At 48.0% G+C, this 23,358-nt stretch carries 13 protein-coding genes; 5 read left to right on the top strand and 8 right to left on the bottom strand.

The window, feature by feature from the left end; genetic code table 11:
* Nucleotides 1-24 precede the first annotated feature (24 nt).
* The 4 genes from sprA (at nt 25) to ACLHR0_RS03990 (ending at nt 11,358) form a co-directional block, all read left to right on the top strand.
* A complete protein-coding gene (sprA, locus tag ACLHR0_RS04005; protein ID WP_436484901.1) occupies nt 25-7,299 on the top strand; it encodes a cell surface protein SprA in 7,275 nt (2,424 codons plus the stop codon).
* Nucleotides 7,300-7,476: 177 nt separating this feature from the next.
* Nucleotides 7,477-7,785 (top strand): hypothetical protein, encoded by a 309-nt coding sequence (locus ACLHR0_RS04000; RefSeq protein WP_436484899.1) that lies wholly within the window; start codon nt 7,477-7,479, stop codon nt 7,783-7,785.
* A gap of 68 nt (nt 7,786-7,853) precedes the next feature.
* A complete protein-coding gene (locus ACLHR0_RS03995; RefSeq protein WP_436484897.1) occupies nt 7,854-10,136 on the top strand; it encodes a TonB-dependent receptor domain-containing protein in 2,283 nt (760 codons plus the stop codon).
* 4 nt (nt 10,137-10,140) lie between these two features.
* Nucleotides 10,141-11,358, top strand: a complete 1,218-nt coding sequence (locus ACLHR0_RS03990) for a sialidase family protein (RefSeq protein ID WP_436484895.1) — start codon at nt 10,141-10,143, stop codon at nt 11,356-11,358.
* A gap of 84 nt (nt 11,359-11,442) precedes the next feature.
* Here the strand turns inward: ACLHR0_RS03990 and ACLHR0_RS03985 are convergent, their stop codons facing one another.
* The 8 genes from ACLHR0_RS03985 to dprA form a co-directional block, all read right to left on the bottom strand.
* Complete coding sequence (locus ACLHR0_RS03985) at nt 11,443-11,592, bottom strand: hypothetical protein (RefSeq protein WP_370909340.1); 150 nt, start codon at nt 11,590-11,592, stop codon at nt 11,443-11,445.
* Nucleotides 11,593-11,738: 146 nt separating this feature from the next.
* Nucleotides 11,739-12,494, bottom strand: a complete 756-nt coding sequence (locus ACLHR0_RS03980; protein ID WP_370909341.1) for an SDR family NAD(P)-dependent oxidoreductase — start codon at nt 12,492-12,494, stop codon at nt 11,739-11,741.
* A 33-nt stretch (nt 12,495-12,527) separates the two neighbouring features.
* Nucleotides 12,528-14,354 carry a gliding motility-associated C-terminal domain-containing protein gene (locus ACLHR0_RS03975; RefSeq protein ID WP_436484892.1) on the bottom strand — a complete coding sequence of 609 codons (1,827 nt, stop codon included), beginning with the start codon at nt 14,352-14,354 and terminating at the stop codon, nt 12,528-12,530.
* Nucleotides 14,355-14,520: 166 nt separating this feature from the next.
* On the bottom strand, nt 14,521-17,139 hold the full coding sequence (locus ACLHR0_RS03970) for a PKD domain-containing protein (RefSeq protein ID WP_436484890.1): 2,619 nt from the start codon (nt 17,137-17,139) through the stop codon (nt 14,521-14,523).
* A gap of 16 nt (nt 17,140-17,155) precedes the next feature.
* On the bottom strand, nt 17,156-17,947 hold the full coding sequence (locus tag ACLHR0_RS03965; protein ID WP_436484888.1) for an alpha/beta fold hydrolase: 792 nt from the start codon (nt 17,945-17,947) through the stop codon (nt 17,156-17,158).
* Nucleotides 17,928-19,541: an apolipoprotein N-acyltransferase gene (lnt, locus tag ACLHR0_RS03960; protein WP_436484886.1), complete on the bottom strand. Its 1,614-nt coding sequence runs from the start codon at nt 19,539-19,541 to the stop codon at nt 17,928-17,930. The genes ACLHR0_RS03965 and lnt overlap by 20 nt, the downstream gene beginning before the upstream one ends.
* 109 nt (nt 19,542-19,650) lie before the next feature.
* The gene (guaB, locus tag ACLHR0_RS03955; protein WP_370909346.1) at nt 19,651-21,123 is read right to left on the bottom strand and encodes an IMP dehydrogenase; all 1,473 of its coding nucleotides are present in this window, start codon (nt 21,121-21,123) and stop codon (nt 19,651-19,653) included.
* Between the two features lie 109 nt (nt 21,124-21,232).
* A complete protein-coding gene (gene dprA, locus ACLHR0_RS03950; protein WP_436484883.1) occupies nt 21,233-22,342 on the bottom strand; it encodes a DNA-processing protein DprA in 1,110 nt (369 codons plus the stop codon).
* Between the two features lie 92 nt (nt 22,343-22,434).
* Between dprA and ACLHR0_RS03945 the strand changes: the two genes are divergently transcribed.
* Nucleotides 22,435-23,241, top strand: a complete 807-nt coding sequence (locus tag ACLHR0_RS03945) for a 5'-nucleotidase, lipoprotein e(P4) family (protein WP_436484881.1) — start codon at nt 22,435-22,437, stop codon at nt 23,239-23,241.
* Nucleotides 23,242-23,358: the final 117 nt, after the last annotated feature.

Raw genomic sequence — 23,358 nt, 5'->3', positions numbered from 1 at the left:
AATCCTCTATAAAACCTATTTTTCTTGGCAAGAAAGACATACTATGGTGCATTTGTAGTGACAGCAATTGTATCTTTTATCATTGTTGATACTGCCGCTAGGGATCGTTCTGGGAATCTGAAATTATCGAGAAGTAGATGGAAACCGGATACCACCATTACTCCTCAAACCAAAATCGATACTACCGGGAAAAAAGATACCTTGAAATACCCCCTTCAAGACAGACGCGGCCCCAAAATAACGGATCAGGGGTCAGGGAATGCTATTGATCTCAAGGACCCTTCCAATATCAACAAGTCAGTAGAATACGATCCGGTTACCAAACAATACACCGTTACCGAAAAAATAGGTAACCAGTATTACCGTAACCCTACCTATATGAACTTCGACGAGTTCTATAAACTGCAATCCAAACAAAGTGAACAGGATTACTGGCAGAAAAGAGCCAGCGCACTTGGTAACCTGAACCAACGTGCCAATGGACCCACCCTGTACAATGGCAACAACCTGTTCGACCGTATCTTCGGAGGCAGCAAAGTGGATATCCGCCCGCAAGGTAGCCTGGACCTCACTTTCGGATACCAGGGCCAGAATATCAAAAACCCCGTGCTGGTGGAACAAGCCAGGAAAAATGGCGGGTTTAATTTTGATATGGGCATCAACATGAACGTAGTCGGCAAAATCGGGGATAAACTGAAACTCATCACCAACTATAATACCCAGTCACAGTTCGATTTTGAAAACCAGGTAAAACTGGAATACACCGGCTACAACGATGAAATTATAAAGAAAATTGAAGCCGGTAACGTCAGCTTTCCCCTGCGCAGTACCCTCATATCCGGTATCCAGTCGCTTTTCGGGGTGAAAACCCAGTTGCAGTTCGGCCGCTTAACCGTTACCAGTGTACTCTCCAATCAGAAGTCGCAGAAACAAAACCTCATGCTCAAAGGCGGTACCCAGGTACAGGACTATAACCTGAGGGCCGACGAATATGAAGATAACCGCCACTTCCTGCTGGCACAATACTTCCGCAATAATTTCAACAGCGCCATGTCCAACCTGCCGGTGATCAAGTCACTGGTCAATATCACCAGGCTGGAAGTATGGGTTACCAATAAAACCGGGGCCACCACCCAAACCCGCGACATCGTTGGTTTGATGGACCTGGCGGAACAGGAGCCTTATAATAAGGATGATATCACTGTACTCACCAGCTCCAAGCTGCCGGATAGAGGAACCAACGACCTCTATTCAAAACTGATCAGCGATCCGGGCAGCCGGAATACCGGGACAGTGGTGAGCCGCCTGCTCAATATCGGCTTGCAGCCGGTATCAGAGTTCGAAAAAACATTCGCCCGTAAACTCGATTCTACCGAATACATCTACAACAGGCAACTGGGCTTTATCTCCCTTAACCAACAGCTGCAACCGGATGAAGTACTGGCTGTAGCCTATCAATATACCTACAACGGAAGGGTGTACCAGGTGGGTGAGTTCTCCCAGGATGTACCGCCGGACCAGAACAACAGCGCCAATCAGCCCGTTCTGTTCCTCAAATTGCTTAAAGCCACGTCCGCCCGTCCTACCCTCCCGGTATGGGACCTGATGATGAAAAATATTTATGCTACCGGCGCCTTCCAGGTAAATAAGGAAGACTTCCGCATGGACGTATATTATAAAGATCCGGGCGCTGAAGGAAGGCCCCCCAGCGATAAGCGGTATATCCCCGATGCCAAAGGCGACTACGCCGGCGCACCCATCATCACCATCCTTAGCCTCGACCGCCTCAATAACCAGCTGGATCCACAGCCGGATGGCGTGTTCGACTACGTGGAAGGCTATACGATCAACTCCCTGTCGGGTAAAATCATGTTCCCCGTACTGGAACCCTTTGCCGACGGATTGAAGAAAGCCTTTAACGGCGACGCCAGCCTGGAAAAACAATATCTCTACAACGTATTATACGATTCCATCAAAGTTATAGCCCAACAATTCCCGCAGTTGAACCGGTACGTGATCAGGGGCTCCTATAAATCAGCCAGCAGCTCGGAAATCAACCTTGGTTCCGGCACCACCATTCCGCCAGGGTCAGTGGTAGTAACCGCCGGCGGCCAGCAACTCCGCGAAAATGTGGACTATATCATTGATTATAACCTCGGACGTCTGAAAATTATCAATGGAGGCGTACTCAACTCCGGCGTACCTATCAACGTGCAGTTTGAAAATAACTCCCTGTTCGGGCAACAGGTCCGGAACTATTTTGGTACCCGCCTGGACTATCTGGTAAATGATAAGTTAAGCCTCGGAGGTACTGTGGTGCGTATGAGCGAACGGCCCTATTACCAAAAGGTGAACTACGGCGAAGACCCCATTAAAAATACAATGGTGGGCGTAGACGCAAACTACGCCTCCGAATGGAAAGGACTTAACCGCTTCCTGGATAAACTACCCAACTATAACAGCACTTCCCCTTCCAATATCCTGTTCACCGGTGAGGTAGCCCGCTTATTCCCGGGCCACAGCAAACTGGTTAATGAACCCGGCAGCAAAAGCGGTACTGCTTATATCGACGATTTCGAAGGTGTAAAAAGTGGCTACGACCTGAAGTTCCCTGCTACCAGCTGGGCGCTCGCCTCTACGCCAAAAGGCGCTACAGACGCCAGCGGCAGGGTAATGTTCCCGGAAGCAGAATTGAATAATATACTGGATTACGGAAAAAACAGGGCAAAACTGTCCTGGTATATCATCGAACCTACCCTCCAGTTACCAAAATCACCCAACCTGCCGGCAGGTATTTCGGTAGATGATCAGTCGGACCCGCGGGTAAGGCTGGTATACCAGAAAGAAGTGTTCAAGAACAGGTCTACCGATTTCGGGCAAAGCCAGCTGAGCACCCTCGATCTGGCTTACTATCCTACGGAAAGAGGTCCTTATAACTTTACCAATACCCCCATAGCCATGGACAATAACGGTCACCTGGCACGGCCACAGGGTAAATGGGGCGGTATCATGAGGGCTATCGACAACAGTGATTTCGAAACAGCCAATATAGAATACATCGAATTCTGGATACAGGACCCCTTTATAAAACAGCCTAACAGCACCGGCGGTTCCCTGTATTTCAACCTCGGTAACGTGTCGGAAGATATCCTCAAAGACTCCAAAAAGTTCTTTGAAAACGGAATGCCCGATCCCCGCCAGGATCCGAATAAGATTGACTCTTCCAAATGGGGCCGCGTACCTAAATTCCAGCAGCAGATCACCCAGGCCTTTGATAACGACCCCAATATCCGTAACTACCAGGATGTGGGCTACGACGGCTTGAAGTCACAGGACGAAGGGGCCTTCTTTAAAGGATACATGGATACGTTGAGACAAAATTTCGGCGGCAGCCCGGTATATAACCACGCTTTACAGGACCCGGCCAATGATGACTACAAGCATTACCGCGATCCGGTATATAATGGTCTCACCATTCTGCAGCGCTATAAGAACTACAGCAACCCGGAAGGTAACTCCCCGGTGTCTGACCCGAAATCACAATTCTCCTCCGCCGCTACCAATATTCCTGAATCAGAAGACCTGAACAGGGATAATACCATGAATGAAACAGAGGAATATTTCCAGTATAGGGTAGATTTGAAACCCAATATGGCGGTAGGTTCCAACTTTATTGTGGATAAAGTAGAGGCAGATGTGACATTGCCCAATAACCAGAAAACAACAGAAACCTGGTACCAGTTCAAAGTACCGTTGAACCAATACAACGCTAAAATAGGCAGCATACCGGATTTTAAATCCATCCGGTTTATGCGTATGTTCCTTACCAACTTTAACGACTCCATCGTAGTGCGTTTTGGTAAACTGGAACTGGTACGTAACCAATGGCGCCGTTATATGTACGAACTGCGTCCCGGTGATCCTATCCCGTTGGATAATACCACTACCTTTAATTCATCTGCTGTTAATATTGAAGAAAACTCTTCCCGTACACCAATACCATACGTGTTACCACCGGGAGTAGTAAGGCAAAATACCATCAGCACCAATAACACCACCCTGCAACTGAATGAACAATCGTTGTCTGTTCAGTTATGTAATCTGCAGGATGGGGAAATCCGCGCATTGTACAAAACACTGAATATGGATCTCCGCCAGTATAAAAAACTGCAGATGTATATTCACGCCGAAGCGGTAGGCGCCGCTACTGCCCTGAAAGATGGACAGGTGCAGGCGGTAATTCGCATTGGTAGCGACTTTGTAAGCAATTATTATGAATACCGCATCCCGCTGAAAGTAACGGATTGGAACGGTCCTAAAACAGCGCTCGACATCTGGCCGGAACGTAATAATCTCGACCTGCTCATGTCGCAGCTCAGCACCCTGAAACAGCAACGCAACATGTGCGATTCCTGTTCACCGCTGTTGCCTTATCCTGCTAACCCGGTAGCCGACCAGTACGGAAACTTTATGACGGTAATCGGTAACCCCAGCCTGGGAGATGCCCGTACCATGATGATCGGTATCCAGAACCCGAAAGATGACGGTCAGCCACGTTGTGCGGAAGTATGGCTGGATGAACTGCGTCTCTCCGATTTCGATGAGAAAGGCGGATACGCTGCATTGGCAAGGGTAGATGTGCAACTCTCCGACCTGGGATCCATCTCTGTTTCCGGCAACATGCATACCGCCGGCTTCGGAAATATTGATCAGCGCGTAAATGAACGGTTCCGCGATAACTTCCTGCAATACGATGCCGCAGCCAACCTGGATCTGGGTAAACTGCTGCCAAAGAAAGCAGGTATCTCCATTCCCGTATATGCCGGTTACTCACAGTCGGCCAGCAACCCGGAGTATGATCCTTACGACCTGGATATAAAACTGAAAGATAAAATTGCCCTGGCCAGAAGCCGGCGGGAAAAAGATTCTATCCGGCGCGATGCACAGGACTTCACCTCTATCAAAAGTCTCAACTTCACCAACGTCCGGAAACTCAACCTGGGCGGCGGCGGAAAACGACACCTGTGGGATGTGGAAAATTTTGATATCAGCTACTCCTTTTCCCAGATCCTGCGGCACAATCCCCTGATTGAAAATGATATGCTCACCAAACACAGGGGAGGCCTGGGATATAATTATGCCGGTCAGCCGCATTACCTGGAACCGTTTAAGAAACTGATCAAAAGTAAAACGCACTGGCTCGACCTGATACGGGATTTCAATGTCAACTATGTACCTTCTATCCTGAGCTTCAGGGCAGATATTTCCAGGCAGTTTGGCGTTACCCGCGTACGTAATGTAGGCGGCGACGTGAAATACAAGCTCCCGGAAACCTATAATAAATACTTTACGTTCGACCGGTACTACACCGTTAAATGGGATCTTACCCGTAGTATCAATTTTGAATTCAACGCAGTAAATAACGCCCGCATCGACGAACCCGCCGGACGTATCAATAACTCAGCGAAGAAAGATACCGTACGCAGTAACTTCTTCAAAGGCGGGCGTAATACCAACTACATGCACAACGCCAACTTCACGTACACATTGCCTACGTCGAAGTTCCCCGCACTCAGCTGGACCAACATCGCATTCGGTTACAGCACGGAATACCGGTGGACAGGCGCCTCCCAGCTGGCCTTGTACCTCGGTAACGCGATCGAAAACTCTCAGCAGAAAACACTGACGGCGGAATTCAAATTCACGGAACTGTATAATAAATCGAAATTCCTGCGCGAAATAAATGCGAGGAAACCACAGAATAACAACAATCAGAATAATAACAACAATAACAAAAACAACAACGGCAATCAACAGTCCAATCAGAACCAGACCGCTTCTTCCAGCGAAATTTCACCGTGGGTAAAAGGACTGCTGAAACCACTGATGATGCTGAAACGAATCGGGTTTAACTACAATGAAAATGCCGGTACCCGTTTGCCAGGGTATATCGACAGTACCAAAATTATTGGTATGAACTGGGCCACCATGGCGCCGGGACTTAACTTCGTATTTGGTTACCAGCCCGACAGGAAATGGCTCGACAGGTTTGCGCAGAAAGGACTCATTACCCCGGATACCATGTTTAATATCCAGGCACAACAACAATTTACACAAAGATGGGACTTACAGGCCCAGCTGGAACCGCTAAACGATCTGCGTATTGATCTGACCATGACGAAGTCGTTTACCAAAACACATACGGAACTGTTCAAAAATCTCACAGATCCAACAGACTTCCAGCACCTGAGTCCATATGATGCCGGTGGTTTTGAAATTACTTACATCGCCATCAAAACCATGTTCGGTAAAATCAATACGTCGGATGGTATTTCACAAACCTTCCGCAACTTTGAATCATACCGCAACGCCATTTCAAAACGACTGGGCGCCGCCAATCCATACAATAAAGATCCAGGCGTACCAGCCACCGATCCTAAAGATCCGGCTTATGCATACGGTTATACAAGGTATGCGCAGGACGTGCTGATACCAGCTTTCCTGGCGGCATATACCGGCGCCGACCCGGATAAGGTATCACTGCTGAAACAAGGCAATGATAATGTGAAGAGCAATCCATTCAGTAATTATATTCCAAAACCGAACTGGAGTATTACCTACAATGGTTTAACCAAGCTGGAACCATTCCGTTCCTTCCTCACCAATTTTACCATCAGGCACGCCTACACCGGTACGCTGAGCATGAACTCCTATAATACATCCATGTATTTTGAAGATCCGCGTCTCACCGGGTTCCCGGCGTTCAGGGATACTATATCCGGAAATTATTTCCCTTATTTCCTGGTACCTAACCTCACGCTTATAGAATCGTTCTCCCCGTTATTGGGTGTGGACCTCACTTTTGTGAACAGCCTGAATGCGAGGGTGGAATTCAGAAAGAGCCGTTCCCTCAGCTTGAGCCTCATCGATTACCAGCTCACAGAAGTACGCTCCAGCGAAATCATCATTGGAGCAGGCTACAGGGTAAGAGGTGTTCAGATGCCATTCTCGTTCAGTAAAAATGGTGGCAAAAAACTGCAAAACGATATGAACTTCCGGCTGGATCTGAGTTTCCGGGACGATAAAACGGCCAATAACCGCCTGGATGCCGACCTGTCTATTCCTACCAGCGGCCAGAAAGTAGTGGGCATTTCGCCTTCTATCGACTACGTGGTGAATAACCGCCTGAATTTACGCTTCTTCTACGACCGTCGGCAAACCATACCGGTTATCTCCACCGCTTACCCGATAACCAGCACCAGCGGTGGTATTACCTTCCGGTTTGTATTATCACAGTAGGTAATAAAAATATTTTATAGTTAGATGAACAAAGGCAGCAACTGTCCCGTTTATCTAACTATAAATCCGTTTTTTCCTGGCAGGGGAATGGTAATTATTTACTAGGTTTGCGGCGTGAAAGGATTGGGTATTATATGCATATTTCTGGGTCTTCTGCTGCAAAACTTCAGCAGAAGTGTGGTTTTTGTGCAGTTTAAAGTGAACCAGTCCTATATCGCCAGCGTTCTTTGTGAAAATAAGAATAAGCCCCAGATGCACTGTAACGGCCGCTGCCATCTCAAAAAAGAGCTCGACCGGGACGCCCAACAAGACAAAAATAATAATACCGGAAAAGATAAATATGAGGTGATGTTCGTAGAAACGTTACAATCTTTCCACACCACGCCCCCCGTTAATCAGCTCGTTTTTATCTCGTATTATAAAGCTCCCCACCCGCATACACTGATTCTTTCCGTTTTCCACCCACCACAGCTGGTAGTAGCCTGATTTTTGGAACTTATACTACCTGACTAACCCTGTTCGCCACCGGCGAACAGTCAATGACATATACATACATGAAACAATGTTGTTTACTCCTCATTGCATGCATGGCTGTTGCTAACAGTTATGCACAGCAGATACATGGGCGCGTGGCAGATGCACAAACGAAAGAAGCCCTGCCGGGTGTGAACGTAAGACTACTGCATGCCGGCAACGGATGTAATACCAACGCACAAGGGAAATATGAATTAACAGCCACTGCTGCAGACTCTATAGAAATATCTTATGTGGGATACGTTCCTGTGCAAATACCCGCTGAATCAGCGGCCGGAATGCCCGTGATCTACCTGCGCCAGAGCACTACCAGCCTGAATGAGATCATCGTATCATCTTCGCGCGATAAGCAGCAACGCTCGGAAGCACCGGTAGCTATCAGCACTATATCTGCCCAAACACTGAGTGAAACCAAAGCCACCACGCTGGATAAAGTACTGAATAAAGTGAGCGGCGTATACATGGTAGACCTGGGCAACGAACAGCATACCATGGCGATCCGTCAGCCCATCGGGTATAAAAGCCTGTTCCTTTACCTGGAAGATGGTATACCCATCAGAACCATCGGCGACTTTAACCACAATGCGCTGATTGAAATTAATATGGCCGCATTGAAAACAGTGGAAGTGATCCGCGGTCCGGCCTCTTCCCTGTATGGAAGCGAAGCGGTAGGCGGCGCCGTTAATTTCATCACCGCTTCGCCAACCTTGGTGCCTACCGCCCGGATACAGCTGGAAGGCAGCAATTGGGGATACAAAAGAACAGATTTCAGTGTATCCAATACCGTAAAGAAAGTTGGATTTGCAGTGAGTGGCTATTACGCCAACCAAGCCAATGGTTATATGGATCACAGCGATTTTCATAAACTGGCACTTACCGCGAAAGTGGATTACCAGGTCAATGAAAAGAGTAAATGGACCAATGCCGCTACACTCATCAACTATAAAACAGATCAAACCGGTGGCCTCGACAGCGCCCATTTCTTTGCAAAAGATTACCGCAGCTTTCAAACATTTACCTACCGGGAAGTAAAGGCATTACGGGTACGCAGTACGCTGGAACATGAATGGGATAACAGCAACCATACTACCTTTACCGCCTTCTTCCGTAATAATACCATTGGGCAAAATCCCTTTTATGCCATCAGGGATATAAGAGGTACTCTCAAAGCAGGCGGACAAATCAACAGCGACGGCTTTAACAGCTATGGCATTATTGCGCAACACAAAAAACAATTCGGCTGGAAACAGGCGGCACTCATTGCGGGGGTAAGCGCCGATTACAGCCCTGCTACCTACGTGGCCAATTATATTGATATTACAAAAGATGCTGCCGGCTATTATATGAGCTACCGGAACACAGATTCTCTGCTCACGGATTACCGTGTAGGTTTACTTAACAGCGCCGTATACACGCAATTCGAATTTTCTCCATGGCCGGCAATGAGGGTGGTAGCTGCTTTACGTTACGATCGCATGGATTATAATTTTGAAAACCACCTTACACCATCAGCCTATACCGGCGCGCCCAGCGAACGGAATAACTTTAATGCGCTTACGCCCAAGCTGGGACTCACTTACAACCTCGGTAAAAACCGCGGTCTGTATGCAAATTATAGTGTAGGTTTTGCGCCGCCCAATATTTCAGAATTGTATACAGGCGTAAAAGTACCGGTGCTGAAATCAGCTACTTATCAGAACTATGAAGCCGGCGGCTGGTTTGCTTTTGCACAGCAGAAGGGTTATGCCGATGTGAGCATTTACCGCATGAATGGCACCAATGAAATTATCAGCGTAAGAAATGCGGATGGTGTGTATGAAAACCGGAATACCGGCGCCACCACGCACAGTGGGGTAGAGTGGAACGTAAAGTACACACCATTGCGTAGCTTGTTCATCCGCGCCAGCGGCACTTACGCGGAACATATTTTTAAAGCTTACGCAGATGGCAGTAAAGTGTACAATAACAACCAGATGAGCGGTGCGCCTAAGTGGATGACGAATACAGAAGTTACGTGGAAACCGGCGCTGTTAAATGGTTTCAGGCTCGGCGCTGAATGGCAGCATATCAGTAAGTATTATATGGATCCTGCCAACACTTCTTTATACAATGGCTATAACCTTTTTAATGCCAGGGTGGGCTATGCCTATAAAGGATTTGAGTGCTGGCTGAATTGCATGAACGTTGGAGACCAGTTGTATGCCACTACCGCAGAGCAATCTGCCTATGGTAAAACATACAGGGTAGGTCCGCGTCAAACTTTCAACCTCGGCGTGGCATATACCTTCACCGGAAAAAAATAAACAAATGAAGCAAGCAGCAGTATGGATATTAATGATGATTGGAATAGCCGCGTGCCGCTCCGGCGCCTTACAACCTGGTAAGGCAATAGTGGTGTCGCACGCCGGGAAAGATGCGTCCTGCCCGTTTATTACAAAGGATGCAGATAACCGCCCGGTGATCAGCTGGGAGGAAACAAACAGTGGTGCAGATACCGGTTTGATGTACTATGCAGTGTCTAACGATAATGGTTATACGTTTTCAGATCCCGTTGCTATTCCTGCTTCTGCAGGCGTATACCCGCATGATGAAAATTTACCCAAGCTGCTGTTTAAGCCCGGTGGTACGGTGATAGCGCTCTTTGGTGTGGAAGCCAATGATCCGCGGAATAAATATGCAGGCAAAGTAATGTACACACAGTCGTTCGACGATGGTAAAACCTGGCAGCCGGCCGCACCCATGGTAACAGATACCGCCGGCTGCGACCAGCGGTATTTTGATATGGCATTACTGCCGGGAGGAGAAGCTGCTGCCATCTGGCTGGATAACCGCAAGGATACTAACGCTGAAGGCTCTACGCTTTACTTCGCTACCACTGCCGGCCGTAACGGTTTTCAGCATGCAATGCCGGTAGCATCCACCATTTGCCAGTGCTGCCGCACTAAAATGTATGTGGCAGAAAACGGCAATATTCACCTGGCCTACCGCGATATCATCAACGACTCTATCCGTGATATGGTACACCAGGTATCTGCAGATGGTGGTCGCACCTTTTCTGCTCCCGTGCGCATCAGTGCAGATAACTGGGTAGTAAATGGCTGCCCGCATACCGGGCCAACGCTTACGGCCAACAGCACCGGTCTTCACTTTGCATGGTTTACCATGGGCGGTGGACAGGGCGCATTTTACTGCCGCTCTGTTGATAACGGTAACACCTATACGCAAAAGGAATCGCTGAGTAAATCACCTATGGCAAAGCATCCGCAAATGACTACCATCGCAGATCATATCATGATTGTATGGGATGAACCGGTAAAGTGGAAGGGCGACTTCAATAGCAGGATCGGCTTTCAGTATAAAGCAGCAGATGGTAAAACGATGGAGGCAGGCAACCTTACTGCCGACAGCACCTATGCTAATTTCCCGGTGATCAGCGGAGTAAAGGATAATAAAACACTAGTGGCTTATAAAAGAAGAGCAGGTAACAGGAGTGAAGTAGTGGTAAGCCTGTTGAGTATGCCGTAAAATAATTTTGGGATTTAGCTGTTTGTTTCCCGGAATCAAAAAGGGGAAATCAAATAACTAAATCCCAAAATTTAAAAACCTGTTTCAGCTGTAACCCAGGGAAAAGCCTTTTTGTCCGGCCCAATCTTTACGCGATGCCCAACGGCCATAATTGCCTTTCCGGGAATTACCGAAATAGAAGCGCCAGCCTTCTTTCCACCGGGGATAGTACAGACGCAGCAAGTACACAGTCATAAATGTAAGCATAGGGATATGGTTTCATAGTTTAGGATAGTCTGCATTGGCATTGATTTCTGCGAAACGGTAAGGTATGTACAGAAAATATATAAATGTTTCCAAATATAAAGACTATCATCAAGTAATGAAATCACACCTATGTGTTATTTTTTATCTATGTAATATGCGTTGGCCTGTTGTAATGGCGTCATTACCAGGTCGTTGATACAAACATGCGGTGGAAGCGATGTGCAGTAGTATACTACGTCTGCCACATCCTGGGCGGTTAATGGGATAAATCCCTTGTACACTTCTTTCGCTTTATCTTCATCTCCTTTAAATCTCACCATCGAAAACTCTGTTTCTGCCGCACCGGGGTGAATAGCGGTTACTTTTATCCGGTAAGGCAGCAGATCAATACGCATGCCCTGGGAAATAGCGTCTACCGCTGCTTTGGTGGCACAGTACACATTGCCTTTGGCGTATACCACCTTGGCGGCAGTGGAACCGATATTGATAATATGTCCCATCGTGCGGGAGCGCATCCATGGAATAACGGTGCGCGACACATACAGGAGTCCTTTTACATTAGTGTCTATCATGGCATCCCAATCGTCCGTACTGCCTTCGTCGATGGTGCTTAAACCGGCAGCAAGGCCCGCGTTGTTCACGAGGATATCAATTTTGCGCCAATCTTCCGGAATAGTGCCTAAAACGGCTTTCACTTCTTCCTCTTTTCTAACATCAAAATTCAATGCCAGCACATTGATACCAAATTCCTGCGTTAACTGGGTTTGCAATGCTTCGAGCCTTTCTTTCCGGCGACCAGTAATAATCACATCATAACCTTTGCCGGCGTAAGTAATAGCGCATGCCTGACCAAAACCGGCAGTTGCGCCGGTGATAAGAACAATTCCCATGAGTGGTTATTTTTTTGTGCAATTTACTAAGGATCAGCGGACCAACGTCACAGTTCCTTTTTTCATGATCTCTTTTCCATTGAAATCGGTACCCTGTAATATCCAGATATAGGTATCCACCGGAGCCGGCATCCCTTTGAAGGTGCCGTCCCAGCCCGTGCGGAAATTTGTTGAGGAGTAAATTTCCGCTCCCCACCGGTTGAAGATCCGGAAGAAGGTATAGGTAGTAATGCCCACAGGAATAAACCGGAAATAATCGTTCAGCCCGTCGCCATTGGGCGAAAACGCATTGGGGATATACATATCAGGCCCGGTGTAATATTTTACGTGTACCGAGTCGAAACCAAAACATCCCTGTTGATTAGATACACGCAGCGCAAAAGAGATGTCCTTATTATAGTTTAACAGGGGTTGCGCAATATTGGGATTATCAAGCCCGTCTGCCGGCGACCAGGAATAAAACTCGCCGCCACTGCCCTGCATCACCATTTGCTGCCCCTTCGCCAGGATAGTGTCGTTGCCGGCAAAGGGATTTACTTCGTATATCCTGATATTTTTACTCACGGTTTTTACGCACTGCTTATCCGTTAGCAACGTCAAAGAAATCGTATATACGTCACCTTTAGGAAAAACATATCTCATAGACCGTTGTGTCCCAGGTGTAATCACACTGTCCAGCAAGCCCAGGTCCCAGATATAGCCTGTAATGTTTCCATACCGGTAGGAGGAAGTATCATTGAACTGAACAGGATCACCCCTGCAGTGCCCGGTAGTGGTAAAGCCCGCCGTTAATCCCGGGTAGTTAAATATTTCCCCTTCGCTGCTATCGGTACAGGCCAGCCCGGGGTTTACCACCATCTTTACTTTGTATACACCGGTGTCGGGATATTGATGATAAAACATTGTTCTGGTGTCCGTGAGCGTATCGGTACCATCACCAAAGGTCCAGTAATAGGTAGATGTATAACCGGCTACGCTGGAATTGGTAATAGGAACGTGTAAGGCAGGGTCTTCTGTACAGTTATTCAGCACCGATGGAAAGATGGCGGTAATTTTTGTCTGGCAGTTAAATACGGTCAGTAAGATATCCTTGCTGTGGGTACCCAGGAACTGTTTGGTTACCGGGTCAAATTCGTTTACGCATACTGTCACTACATACTTTCCCGCCAGGTTGGGAGTACAGGTAATCAGTCCCTGCGGAGAGATGGAGATTCCCGGGCTGCCTCCCATCGGGTTATTGCCCGAATAAGGAGGGATATAACTTACGGTAGAATTATAAGGCGGCGGTGTGGTGGAGTTGCTTTCATTGGCGTCGGAACCATCCGTTAAGGCGCTGCAGAGGTTATAAGTTAAACTGTCGCCGTCTTCATCATACGCTGCATAATCCAGTTTAAACGGCATGGCACTGCAAATGACAATAGCAGTATCCCGGTCGAAGTACGCGCTGTTATTATTGGGCCTCGACTCAATTCCCGGTATCACAGTATAATAGGTGGATCCTTCGTGTTCAGAATCATAGATATTACTCAGTTTTTCGCCCCGGCAGCAGCGTTGGGAGGAAACATAATACCCCCCGGCAACAGGTGGCAGCTCGATGGTGGCGGTATAAAAAGCCACTTCAAGGTGTTGCGCCTGCGGAGCAAGACAAGGATTTTTCAGGGTATCTATCAGCGGACGGGTAAAAGCGATGTAGAGGTAAACGGAGGATAAAACTTTGGAACCATTGGAACTAAACACGTTAGCAGTAACCGGGTTCTCAAATCTGTCAATACAACCTTGTCGGTCGCCACAGGTAAAATCTGCGTCGCGGTATAACTTGAGAGTGATGAGATAACGGTAGCGGGAGTTATCTTCAGTCATTCCTAATGTTTTATAAAAAATTTCGCCACCAATGATATGATATCCAGCCGCAAAAACAGGGAACAAACAGCAGCTCAATATCAGTAAAACTGCTCTCTTCATGATGGGGGATACTGCTCTCTGAATTTAACACAAAAAGAGCATATACGGTTCAATTCGGCCAACTTTATCTTACAAGTGTGACGGTCCCCTTACGTTGAACAGTATTATTGTTAATATCTTTCCCCTGAACTACCCAAACATAGGTACCCACTGCAGCAATATTGCCGTTAACCGTTCCATCCCATCCCTTGAGATACGCCGTACTGGAGAACATCAGCTTACCCCAGCGATCAAACACCCGGAAGAATTCCATCTGCACAATACCTACCGGTAACGGGCGGAATAGGTCATTTAAACCATCCCCGTTGGGTGAGAATGCATTAGGTATATAAATATCCGGCCCTTTGATAAAGCGCACAAAAATGTTGTCGGTTCCGGAACAACCCTCCTGCGTATAGGCGGTAACGGTATATGTAATATCACGGTTATACGTAGTTACCGGATTATAAATATTGCGGTTATTCAATCCGTCCGGCGGCGCCCAGGTATATCGCACGCCCCCGGTAGCATTCAGCTGGAACGGCGTGTTCAGCATGATGATGGTATCGTTGCCGGCAAACGCATTTACTTTAGGCACCACGTTTACCATCGCGGTGGCAGTAACCGGTTTAGGGCAGCCCAGTGTATCCGTCACCGTTACGGTAAACAAGGTGGTGTCCGGCGGATGGGCCAATGTAACTGCCGATGTGGATTTATCCACATAATAAGCCGGCGTCCATTTATAATAAGCGCCCCCGGTAGCGCGCAGCGTGAGCGGAATACCAAAACAAACCGTGGTATCAGGAGACGCAGTAGCCCTGGGCGGATCCACCACTTTGAGTGTAACGGTATCGGCAGAACGGCATTTCCCCAATGCTACCTGTATCTCATAGCTTTGTTTGGGCGGAGCCGGAGTAACATACGCATCGGCCACCAGCGACACTACCTGGTTGCGGTCCAGGTCCGTCCAGCGGTAAGTATACAACCCATCTGTAACGGACGGTAAATGCACCTCATCACCGGTACATACGGTGCTGTCGGAAATCGTCCGCACCCGGATGGTATCTCTTACATCTACCTTTACATCTTTAAAATTGGTACAACCCTGTGTATCCGTAAACGTTACCTTATAAACAGCCGACTTCGGCGGAAATACAACGGCGTTTGGTGCGTTGGGATTCAGGATAAAGTAATTATCCGGCGTCCAGGAATAACTGCCGGCAAGTGCGCTGCCTGCCCGCATCTGCAGACTGTCTTTTGCACAAAGCAAGGTATCGTTGGTGGCCGTGAATGGCGGCTTATCATAAATCATCAGCGGTTGTGTAATGGTTTGCTCACATCCTTTCACATTGCGGGCATACAGCTTTACGTTATAAGTGCCCGGCGTGGTATAGGTGTAAGGCGGATTTGCCAGGTTGGAAGTATCCCCGTTGCCAAAATCCCATTTATAATACGCAATACCACCGGCATCGGACCGGGTAGGAGCAGAGTTGAATTTCGTTTCTTTATTCGCACAGGCGCCGGCGGTGGTAAATGCCGGCTTGAATACCGGGTACGCATATACGATAGCAGTGGCGCTGTCGCCGCAATTGCTGGCTTTATCTACATAAAGTTTTACAGTATAAGTGCCCTGCCGTGCATAGGTATGCTGAATAGGATTGGCAGTAGTGGTATCAAGGGTGGTGCCATCTCCAAAGTCCCAGTGGTAGGGCTTTCCGAGCGTACTGTTATTGGTGAAGGTAACGGTTAAGCTGTTGCAGTCTGCATATTTTTCGGGCATGGCAGCCGTGGCCAGTTTCACGCAGGAGGTAACGTTGATATGAAAGTCCTTCCGCAACGTTCCAATCTTCTGGCCGCGGCGGAATTCATTTACACAAACAGTTACCACGTACTTACCCGCCGCCGGCGCCACACCGGAAATAATGCCGGTATGCGGATCTATGGTTACGGTAGATCCCAGCGGACTGCTGCCGCTGAATGGCGACACATAGCTGGCGAAACTGTAGGGAGGCGCTACCGCTGCAGGTGGTACATCTCCTTCACTGGTCTGACCGCCTTTATAAGCATCGCAGAACTCGTAGCTGAGCGAATCTGCATCCGGGTCCGACGCAGAAAAATCATACGTGAATTTCTTGTCTGCACAAACAAGGGTAGCTTCTTCTTTATTAAAAACGGGACTGGAATTATTGGTAGCGCCGGAGTTGCTGCCGGGAATATCCGCGTAGTAGGTAGCACCAGTGCCCAGGTCGCCGGGACGGCCGCCGGGAATAGGTTCTGCCACTATATTTTCCATATATGGATCGCGGCAACAGCTCTGGAAAGCAATGGTATACCCCGAGGCGTTTACCGGAATGGAAATAGTGGTAGTGTAAGTTCCGATCTGGTAACAGATCACCGGTGGGTTAACGATACAAGGATCTATCTTCGCAAGATTTTTTACTTCAAAGCTGGTACGTGAAATTTTGTACTGGCCTACTGCCCGGTAATCACTTCTGTCAAAAGAAGAAAGATACACAGCAGAGGGCATTTTGGCAATCCGCTCCCCATCGCCGCAGATGCGGTATAATTTCAGTGTGATGGAATATTGAAGGTTGTTTCCACTCTGCCCGAGAAACTTGTAATATACCTGTCCGCCTATAATATGACTGGCCTGCGCCACCAGGGCGCACACCATGCATAGCAGGATGACAAGAAGTTTTTTCACAACAGGTGTTTTTAGATTATCGTTGACAAAATGCGATGAACTGTTCCAATATCACATTGCTCTCTTCCGCTATTTCCCACATACCCATGTGGCCCACGTTTTCAAAAATATGTATGCTGCTAACCGGGGGTAAAGTTATCTGAGGCAACACGTTATCCAGCGGCACTGCATTATCATCTTTCCCGATCATAAATAATACCGGCACCCGAAGGGTTTTCAATACGGCTGTCTGGTCCGGTCTCACTGCCATTGCTTCGTAATACGCTACCAGCGCAGGAAGCTGGCATTCCATGCCTAGTTTTACATAGGCGTCTATTAATTCGTTATGTTTACTTTTGGTAGCCGGGCTAAACATATTGGGCAATGTTTGCCGTAAAAATGTTTCTGCTCCGTATTGTTCCATCATCCGGATGGATTTGCGCCTGCCTTCTTTTTTCTCTTCACTGTCTGCCTTTGCAGTAGAATGAAAGAGTCCAAGTCCTTTCAGCAGTGCCGGGTATTTTTCAGCCAGCGCCAGCGCAATGTAGCCACCCATCGAGTGACCGATAACAACTGCTTCACTGATATTTTCTGCTAACAGGATGGCATATACGTACTCCGCCATAGATTCAATGGTCAGCGGAGTAGTGAGCGGCGATAATGCGGTGCCGGGCAAATCAGGGATAATAATCCGGTAATGCTCCTTTAGTCGCGTTGTTTGGTTGTGCCAAAGCGTGGCATTTTCTGAAAAACCGTGTATAAGCACTATCGCTGCACCCTTGCCTTCGTCGAGCCAGGTGATGTTTCCGTTATTGATTGATTTCCGCATGTCTTAAGCCGGGAATAAATCGTGAAATAAAAGCATGTACCACAAACAAGATACAAAATATTAGTGCCGCTTTCGAAACCAGATCACCATTTTTTACATAGAACGTAATACCTGCCTCCGGTGTTACAGTTGCTTTAAAAACAGCTTCTTTCCAATAGGGTTGTGGCTGATGCACGTTTCCTGCCGGGTCAATCACGGCCGATATACCCGTATTGGCACAGCGGGCTATCCAGCGCCGGGTTTCAATGGCGCGTATCCGGGCATACTGTAAATGCTGCCGGTGACCTTCGGTGTTTCCCCACCATCCGTCGTTGGTTATAATGACTAATAAATTAGCACCGGGTTTAATATGGGTGGCCATGTAATTGCTAAACACAGATTCATAGCAGATTACGGGGAACACGTTAATGCTGTCGGCGGGATTTGTAAACATTTCCACACCCGGCATCCTGCCATAACTGCCGGTAATACCGCCAAAATCCAGCGCCACACTTTGCATAAACGATAGGTAGCCTACATACGGCACCAGTTCGGCGCCGGGTACCAGCTCATATTTATGATATACCTGGACGTTGCGGGAAGTATCTACCTGGATCGCGCTGTTATAGGCATCCCAACGGGTGCCGTCATTCATGGTGCGGGCGGTGGTGGGTATTTCATCGGTAGTGAGGTAGCGTTTCATAGTGGCAGCACCGCTGATAAGCTTCGCCTTCGGGTATTTGCGCAGCATTTCACGGATGGCCACAATTTCCGGCTGATAGTTCAGTTCATGTTCCCAGGCGCCCTGCGGGAACAATGCCGTTTCCGGCCATATAATATAACGGGTATTGCTATCTGCTTTTTCTTCCGTGAGATGTAAAAACTTTCCAAGCTGCTCCATCGCCGATCCTGCGCTGAACTTTTCATCATAAGGATCAATATTCGGCTGCACAATCACGATTTCTGTTTTCTGCGAAGGGTTATCCACCGGGGCAGATATAAAGGCAGAAATAATCAACGGTAAACCAATTACCAGCAGCGGTTTCCAGCTTTCCCCCAACAGGATCTGTTTCCACGTAAAATCGTATAGGCGGGCACGTTTCCATACATTGTAAATAACAACATTGGCCAGTAACACCCAGAAAGTGCCTCCGCTGGTACCGGTATACTCATACCACTGGATCCATCCCGGCCGCAGTGCAAAGGCGTGACCAAGCACCAGCCATGGCCAGCTGAATTCCCAGGTCTGGTGAATGTATTCAAACGTTAACCAATATACGATCAATGCAAAGTAAGCCACAGATTCCGGCAATTTCCGCTTCGTGTTTTTGAGACCCAGCCAGGGAATGCTCATGAGCAGGGCGTTGAAGCAATTGGCAAAAACGCCGCTCAGCGGAAGGGTGGTATTGCCCACCCACCAGGTGGATGCCACATTCCAAACGAGGAAAGCCAGGAAAAGAAGCCCGAAATATTTCCAGCGGTGCTGCACCTTATCGCTGATATATAATAGGGGCGTAAAGGCGATGAAAATAAGCGGGGTAAACGGCAGGGTGGGCCAGGCAAGCCAGCAAATCAAACCACTCAGTATACTCAGCAACAGGTAAGGCTTCTTCATGTAAGCATTGCGGATTATGAATTACGAATTACGACGAAGATAAGCGGGGAATTACTGAAAACAAAAACGCCCGGTACTTTCATACCAGGCGTTATATCTAAACAGTTGCTTATCTGCTGTAGTTAGGTGCTTCCTTTGTGATCACCACATCATGCGGGTGGTTTTCTTTTACGGTAGCTGCTGTAATTTTTACAAACTGCGCTCCCTGTAAAGCCTTAATATCTTTGGAACCGGTAAGACCCATACCAGCCCGTAAACCACCTACAAATTGCTGTACTATTTCTGACAACATACCTTTGTATGGAACACGGCCAACGATACCTTCCGGTACCAGTTTCTTGATATCATCTTCATCCTGGAAGTAACGGTCTTTACTACCTTCCTGCATGGCTTCAATAGAACCCATACCACGGTAAGATTTAAATTTACGTCCTTCGTAAATGATAGTTTCCCCGGGGCTTTCTTCCACTCCTGCAAAAATAGATCCTGCCATGATGGTAGAAGCGCCTGCAGCGAGGGCTTTCACCATGTCGCCGGTATAGCGGATACCACCATCTGCAATTACCGGGATACCCAGTTTCTTCAGTGCATCAGCAGCTTCCATTACAGCGGACAGTTGCGGGAAACCAGCACCTGTAACAATACGGGTAGTACAGATAGAACCAGGTCCTACACCTACTTTCACTGCATCGGCGCCTGCCTGTGCCAGTGCCAGCGCACCATCTGCGGTAGCTACGTTACCGGCAATCACCTGCAGTTTGGGGAATGTTTTCTTTAATTTCTTCAGGTTGTTTAGTACGGCAATAGAATGACCGTGTGAGCTGTCCAGGCAAACTACATCCACACCTACATTAATCAGGGCCTGTGCGCGGTCCAGTAAATCGGCAGTAATACCTAATGCTGCACCCACCAGTAAACGGCCAAATTCGTCTTTTACTGCATTGGGATAGCTGGTCAGCTGAAGGATGTCACGGTAAGTGATCAGTCCTGCCAGTTTGCCCTGCTTGTTAACAACCGGTAACTTTTCGATTTTATATTGCTGAAGAATTTTTTCTGCCTTTTTCAGGTCAGTGCCTTCCGGAGCAGTGATCAGGTTTTCGCTGGTCATCACTTCTTTTACAAGGCGTTTTTTATTTTTTTCAAACCGTAAGTCCCTGTTTGTCAGGATGCCTACCAGCTTGTTGTGGTCATCAATGATGGGAATACCGCCAATACCGTTCTCTTTCATCAGTCGCAGCGCTTCTCCGATGGTAGCATCCACCTTCAGCGTAACGGGATCAATGATCATTCCGCTTTCGCTGCGCTTTACACGTCTTACCATTTCGGCTTGCCGTTCGATGCTCATGTTCTTGTGGAGAATACCTATTCCGCCTTCCCTCGCCAGCGCAATGGCCAGCGTTGCTTCTGTAACAGTATCCATCGCTGCAGATACCATTGGTATATTCAGACGTATGTTTTTTGTTAATTGCGTAGAGAGATTTACTTCTTTAGGCAGAACTTCAGAGTAGGCCGGTACCAGGAGCACATCATCAAATGTAAGTCCGTCAGCTACAAATTTGGGTTTAGATTTTCCCGCAGGCATGATGCAACTATTAATCAGTTAAAAAATAATTGCACGCAAATGTACACCTAATTACCCAATAAATAAAATAATCACTTCCCGCCAGGTGCTGCCGGTTGTTAATAAATCATTAACAAACCAGCTCGTAAAGCTGTCCGGGTAAGCTTCTGAGCACACTTTGCATTTCCAGGTTGAACACAGCGGTGGCCACCTGGCTTCCGGATAAACGGGTTTGCAGGTACAATTCTTCGAGGTGCCGCTGCGATTTTTCCCGGAAAAGCGACATAATCAGCTGTTCGTCCTCGCTTAATTCCGGAAATAGCCCCGGTTGCACTACCGGCGCCTTAACAGCAGCTGTTTTCTCCTGCCAGCCCATCAGTGCCAGCACATCCTCCGCTCCCGTCAGCAGGGCAGCTTTGTTTTGTTTGATCAGGTAATTACAACCGGCAGATTGGAGATCATGAAGCCTGCCGGGGATACAAAACACATCCCGGTTGTAGCCATTGGCCAGATCAGCTGTAATCAGCGACCCGCCGCGCATCCCGCTTTCTATCACGATAGTGGCGTCGCAGATGCCGGCTACTATCCGGTTCCGCTTGGGGAAGTTCTGCCGGTCAGGCGCCGTTTGGCTCGGGAAGTCCGTCAGCAGCCCACCCTGTTCCAGCATCTGCACAGCTACCTGCTTATGCGCCGGCGGATAAATCCGGTCCAGCCCATGTGCCAGCACCCCAATAGTAGGTATTTGAGCTTTTAAGGCCGTTTTATGGGCAATGATGTCGATACCATAGGCCAAACCACTCACAATGGTAATCCCCGCCTCAGAGAGCCCTTTTACCAATGTTTCACAAACACTCTTCCCGTAGGCGGATGGATGGCGCGTGCCCACAATATTGATCATCCGCGGGGCATTCAACGACGCGCAGCCCTTGTAATATAACATCGCCGGATTGTCGTAGCAATGAAGCAATCGCTGCGGATACGCCGGGTCTGTACAAAATAACGGTTGTATCCTGTACTTCTCCATAAAACTGATTTCATTTTCTATCTCCGTAAAATCACGGAAATTCCGGATGGCGGCGGCCCTGATGGCGCCCACCGTTTCAATTCTTTCCAGCTCCTGCTTCCGCGCGTTGAAAATGTTGCCGGCACTGCCAAAATGCTCGAGCAATTTTTTAATAATTACATCTCCGATCAGGGGAATACGGGTTAATGCCAGTTGATACATGAGTTCCTGGGGCATAACAAACAATATTTCCGCATAATTTACAATTTTCCTGCGGCACTTTTTCTGCACTGCATGAATTATTTTTGCAGCTACCAACGGATATTTTTATGAAGATGAAATGGATACTGACAGGCGTAATGGTAGCAGGATTGTTTGCCTGCAAAACTACCCGGCCCGCAGCAGAGAAAACCACCGGATCGCCACTGATCCCGGGCGGACCGGCATGGGCGGCATTATGGCAGCAACAATCCGGGGAATACAAGGCGTTGTGTCTGCAGGCTTATCAACTGGCGGCACTTCGCCTCGATCAATACCTCGCCGCCAAAGGAAACAAACCGCTGGCAGTAGTTACCGACATCGACGAAACCGTGCTGGATAACAGCCCCTACTCCGTACACCAGGCGCTGGCAGGTAAAACCTACGATGATAAAAGCTGGATGGAATGGACCGCAAAAGCCGCCGCAGACACCGTTCCCGGCGCCCCTTCCTTTTTCAGGTATGCGGCCTCTAAAGGCGTAAAAGTATTTTACATCACCAACAGGGCCGAAAGCGAACGAGCCGTTACATTGCAAAACCTGCAACGCTACCAGTTTCCCGATGCCGACGATCAGCACCTGCTGCTGAAAACCACCACCTCCGGCAAAGAACCCCGCCGGCAACAGGTATTACAGCAATACGAAATTGTAATGCTGTTTGGCGATAACCTCGGCGACTTCTCCGCCACCTTCGATAAAAAACCTTTTGAAGAAAGAAATACCGCTGCCCTACACGCAGCCCCCAACTTCGGCAGCCGCTATATCGTATTGCCCAACCCAATGTACGGCGACTGGGAAGGGGCATTGTACAACTTCCAATACAAACTAACCACCCAACAAAAAGACTCCATCCTGCAAAGCCGGTTGCGCAACTACTAATGCAACTACTAATGATGCAGGGGTTTGCCGCGTAGGTTGTCTTTCTCAGGATTACGCTGATTATATTGATTTTAAGGATTTGAACACTTTGGATTTTAAATGATTTTGGGAGATATA

Origin of the sequence: Chitinophaga sp. ARDCPP14 (assembly GCF_051362515.1) — a bacterium.
Classification (GTDB): Bacteria; Bacteroidota; Bacteroidia; order Chitinophagales; family Chitinophagaceae; genus Chitinophaga.
This window is presented reverse-complemented; position numbering and strand designations above follow the sequence as displayed.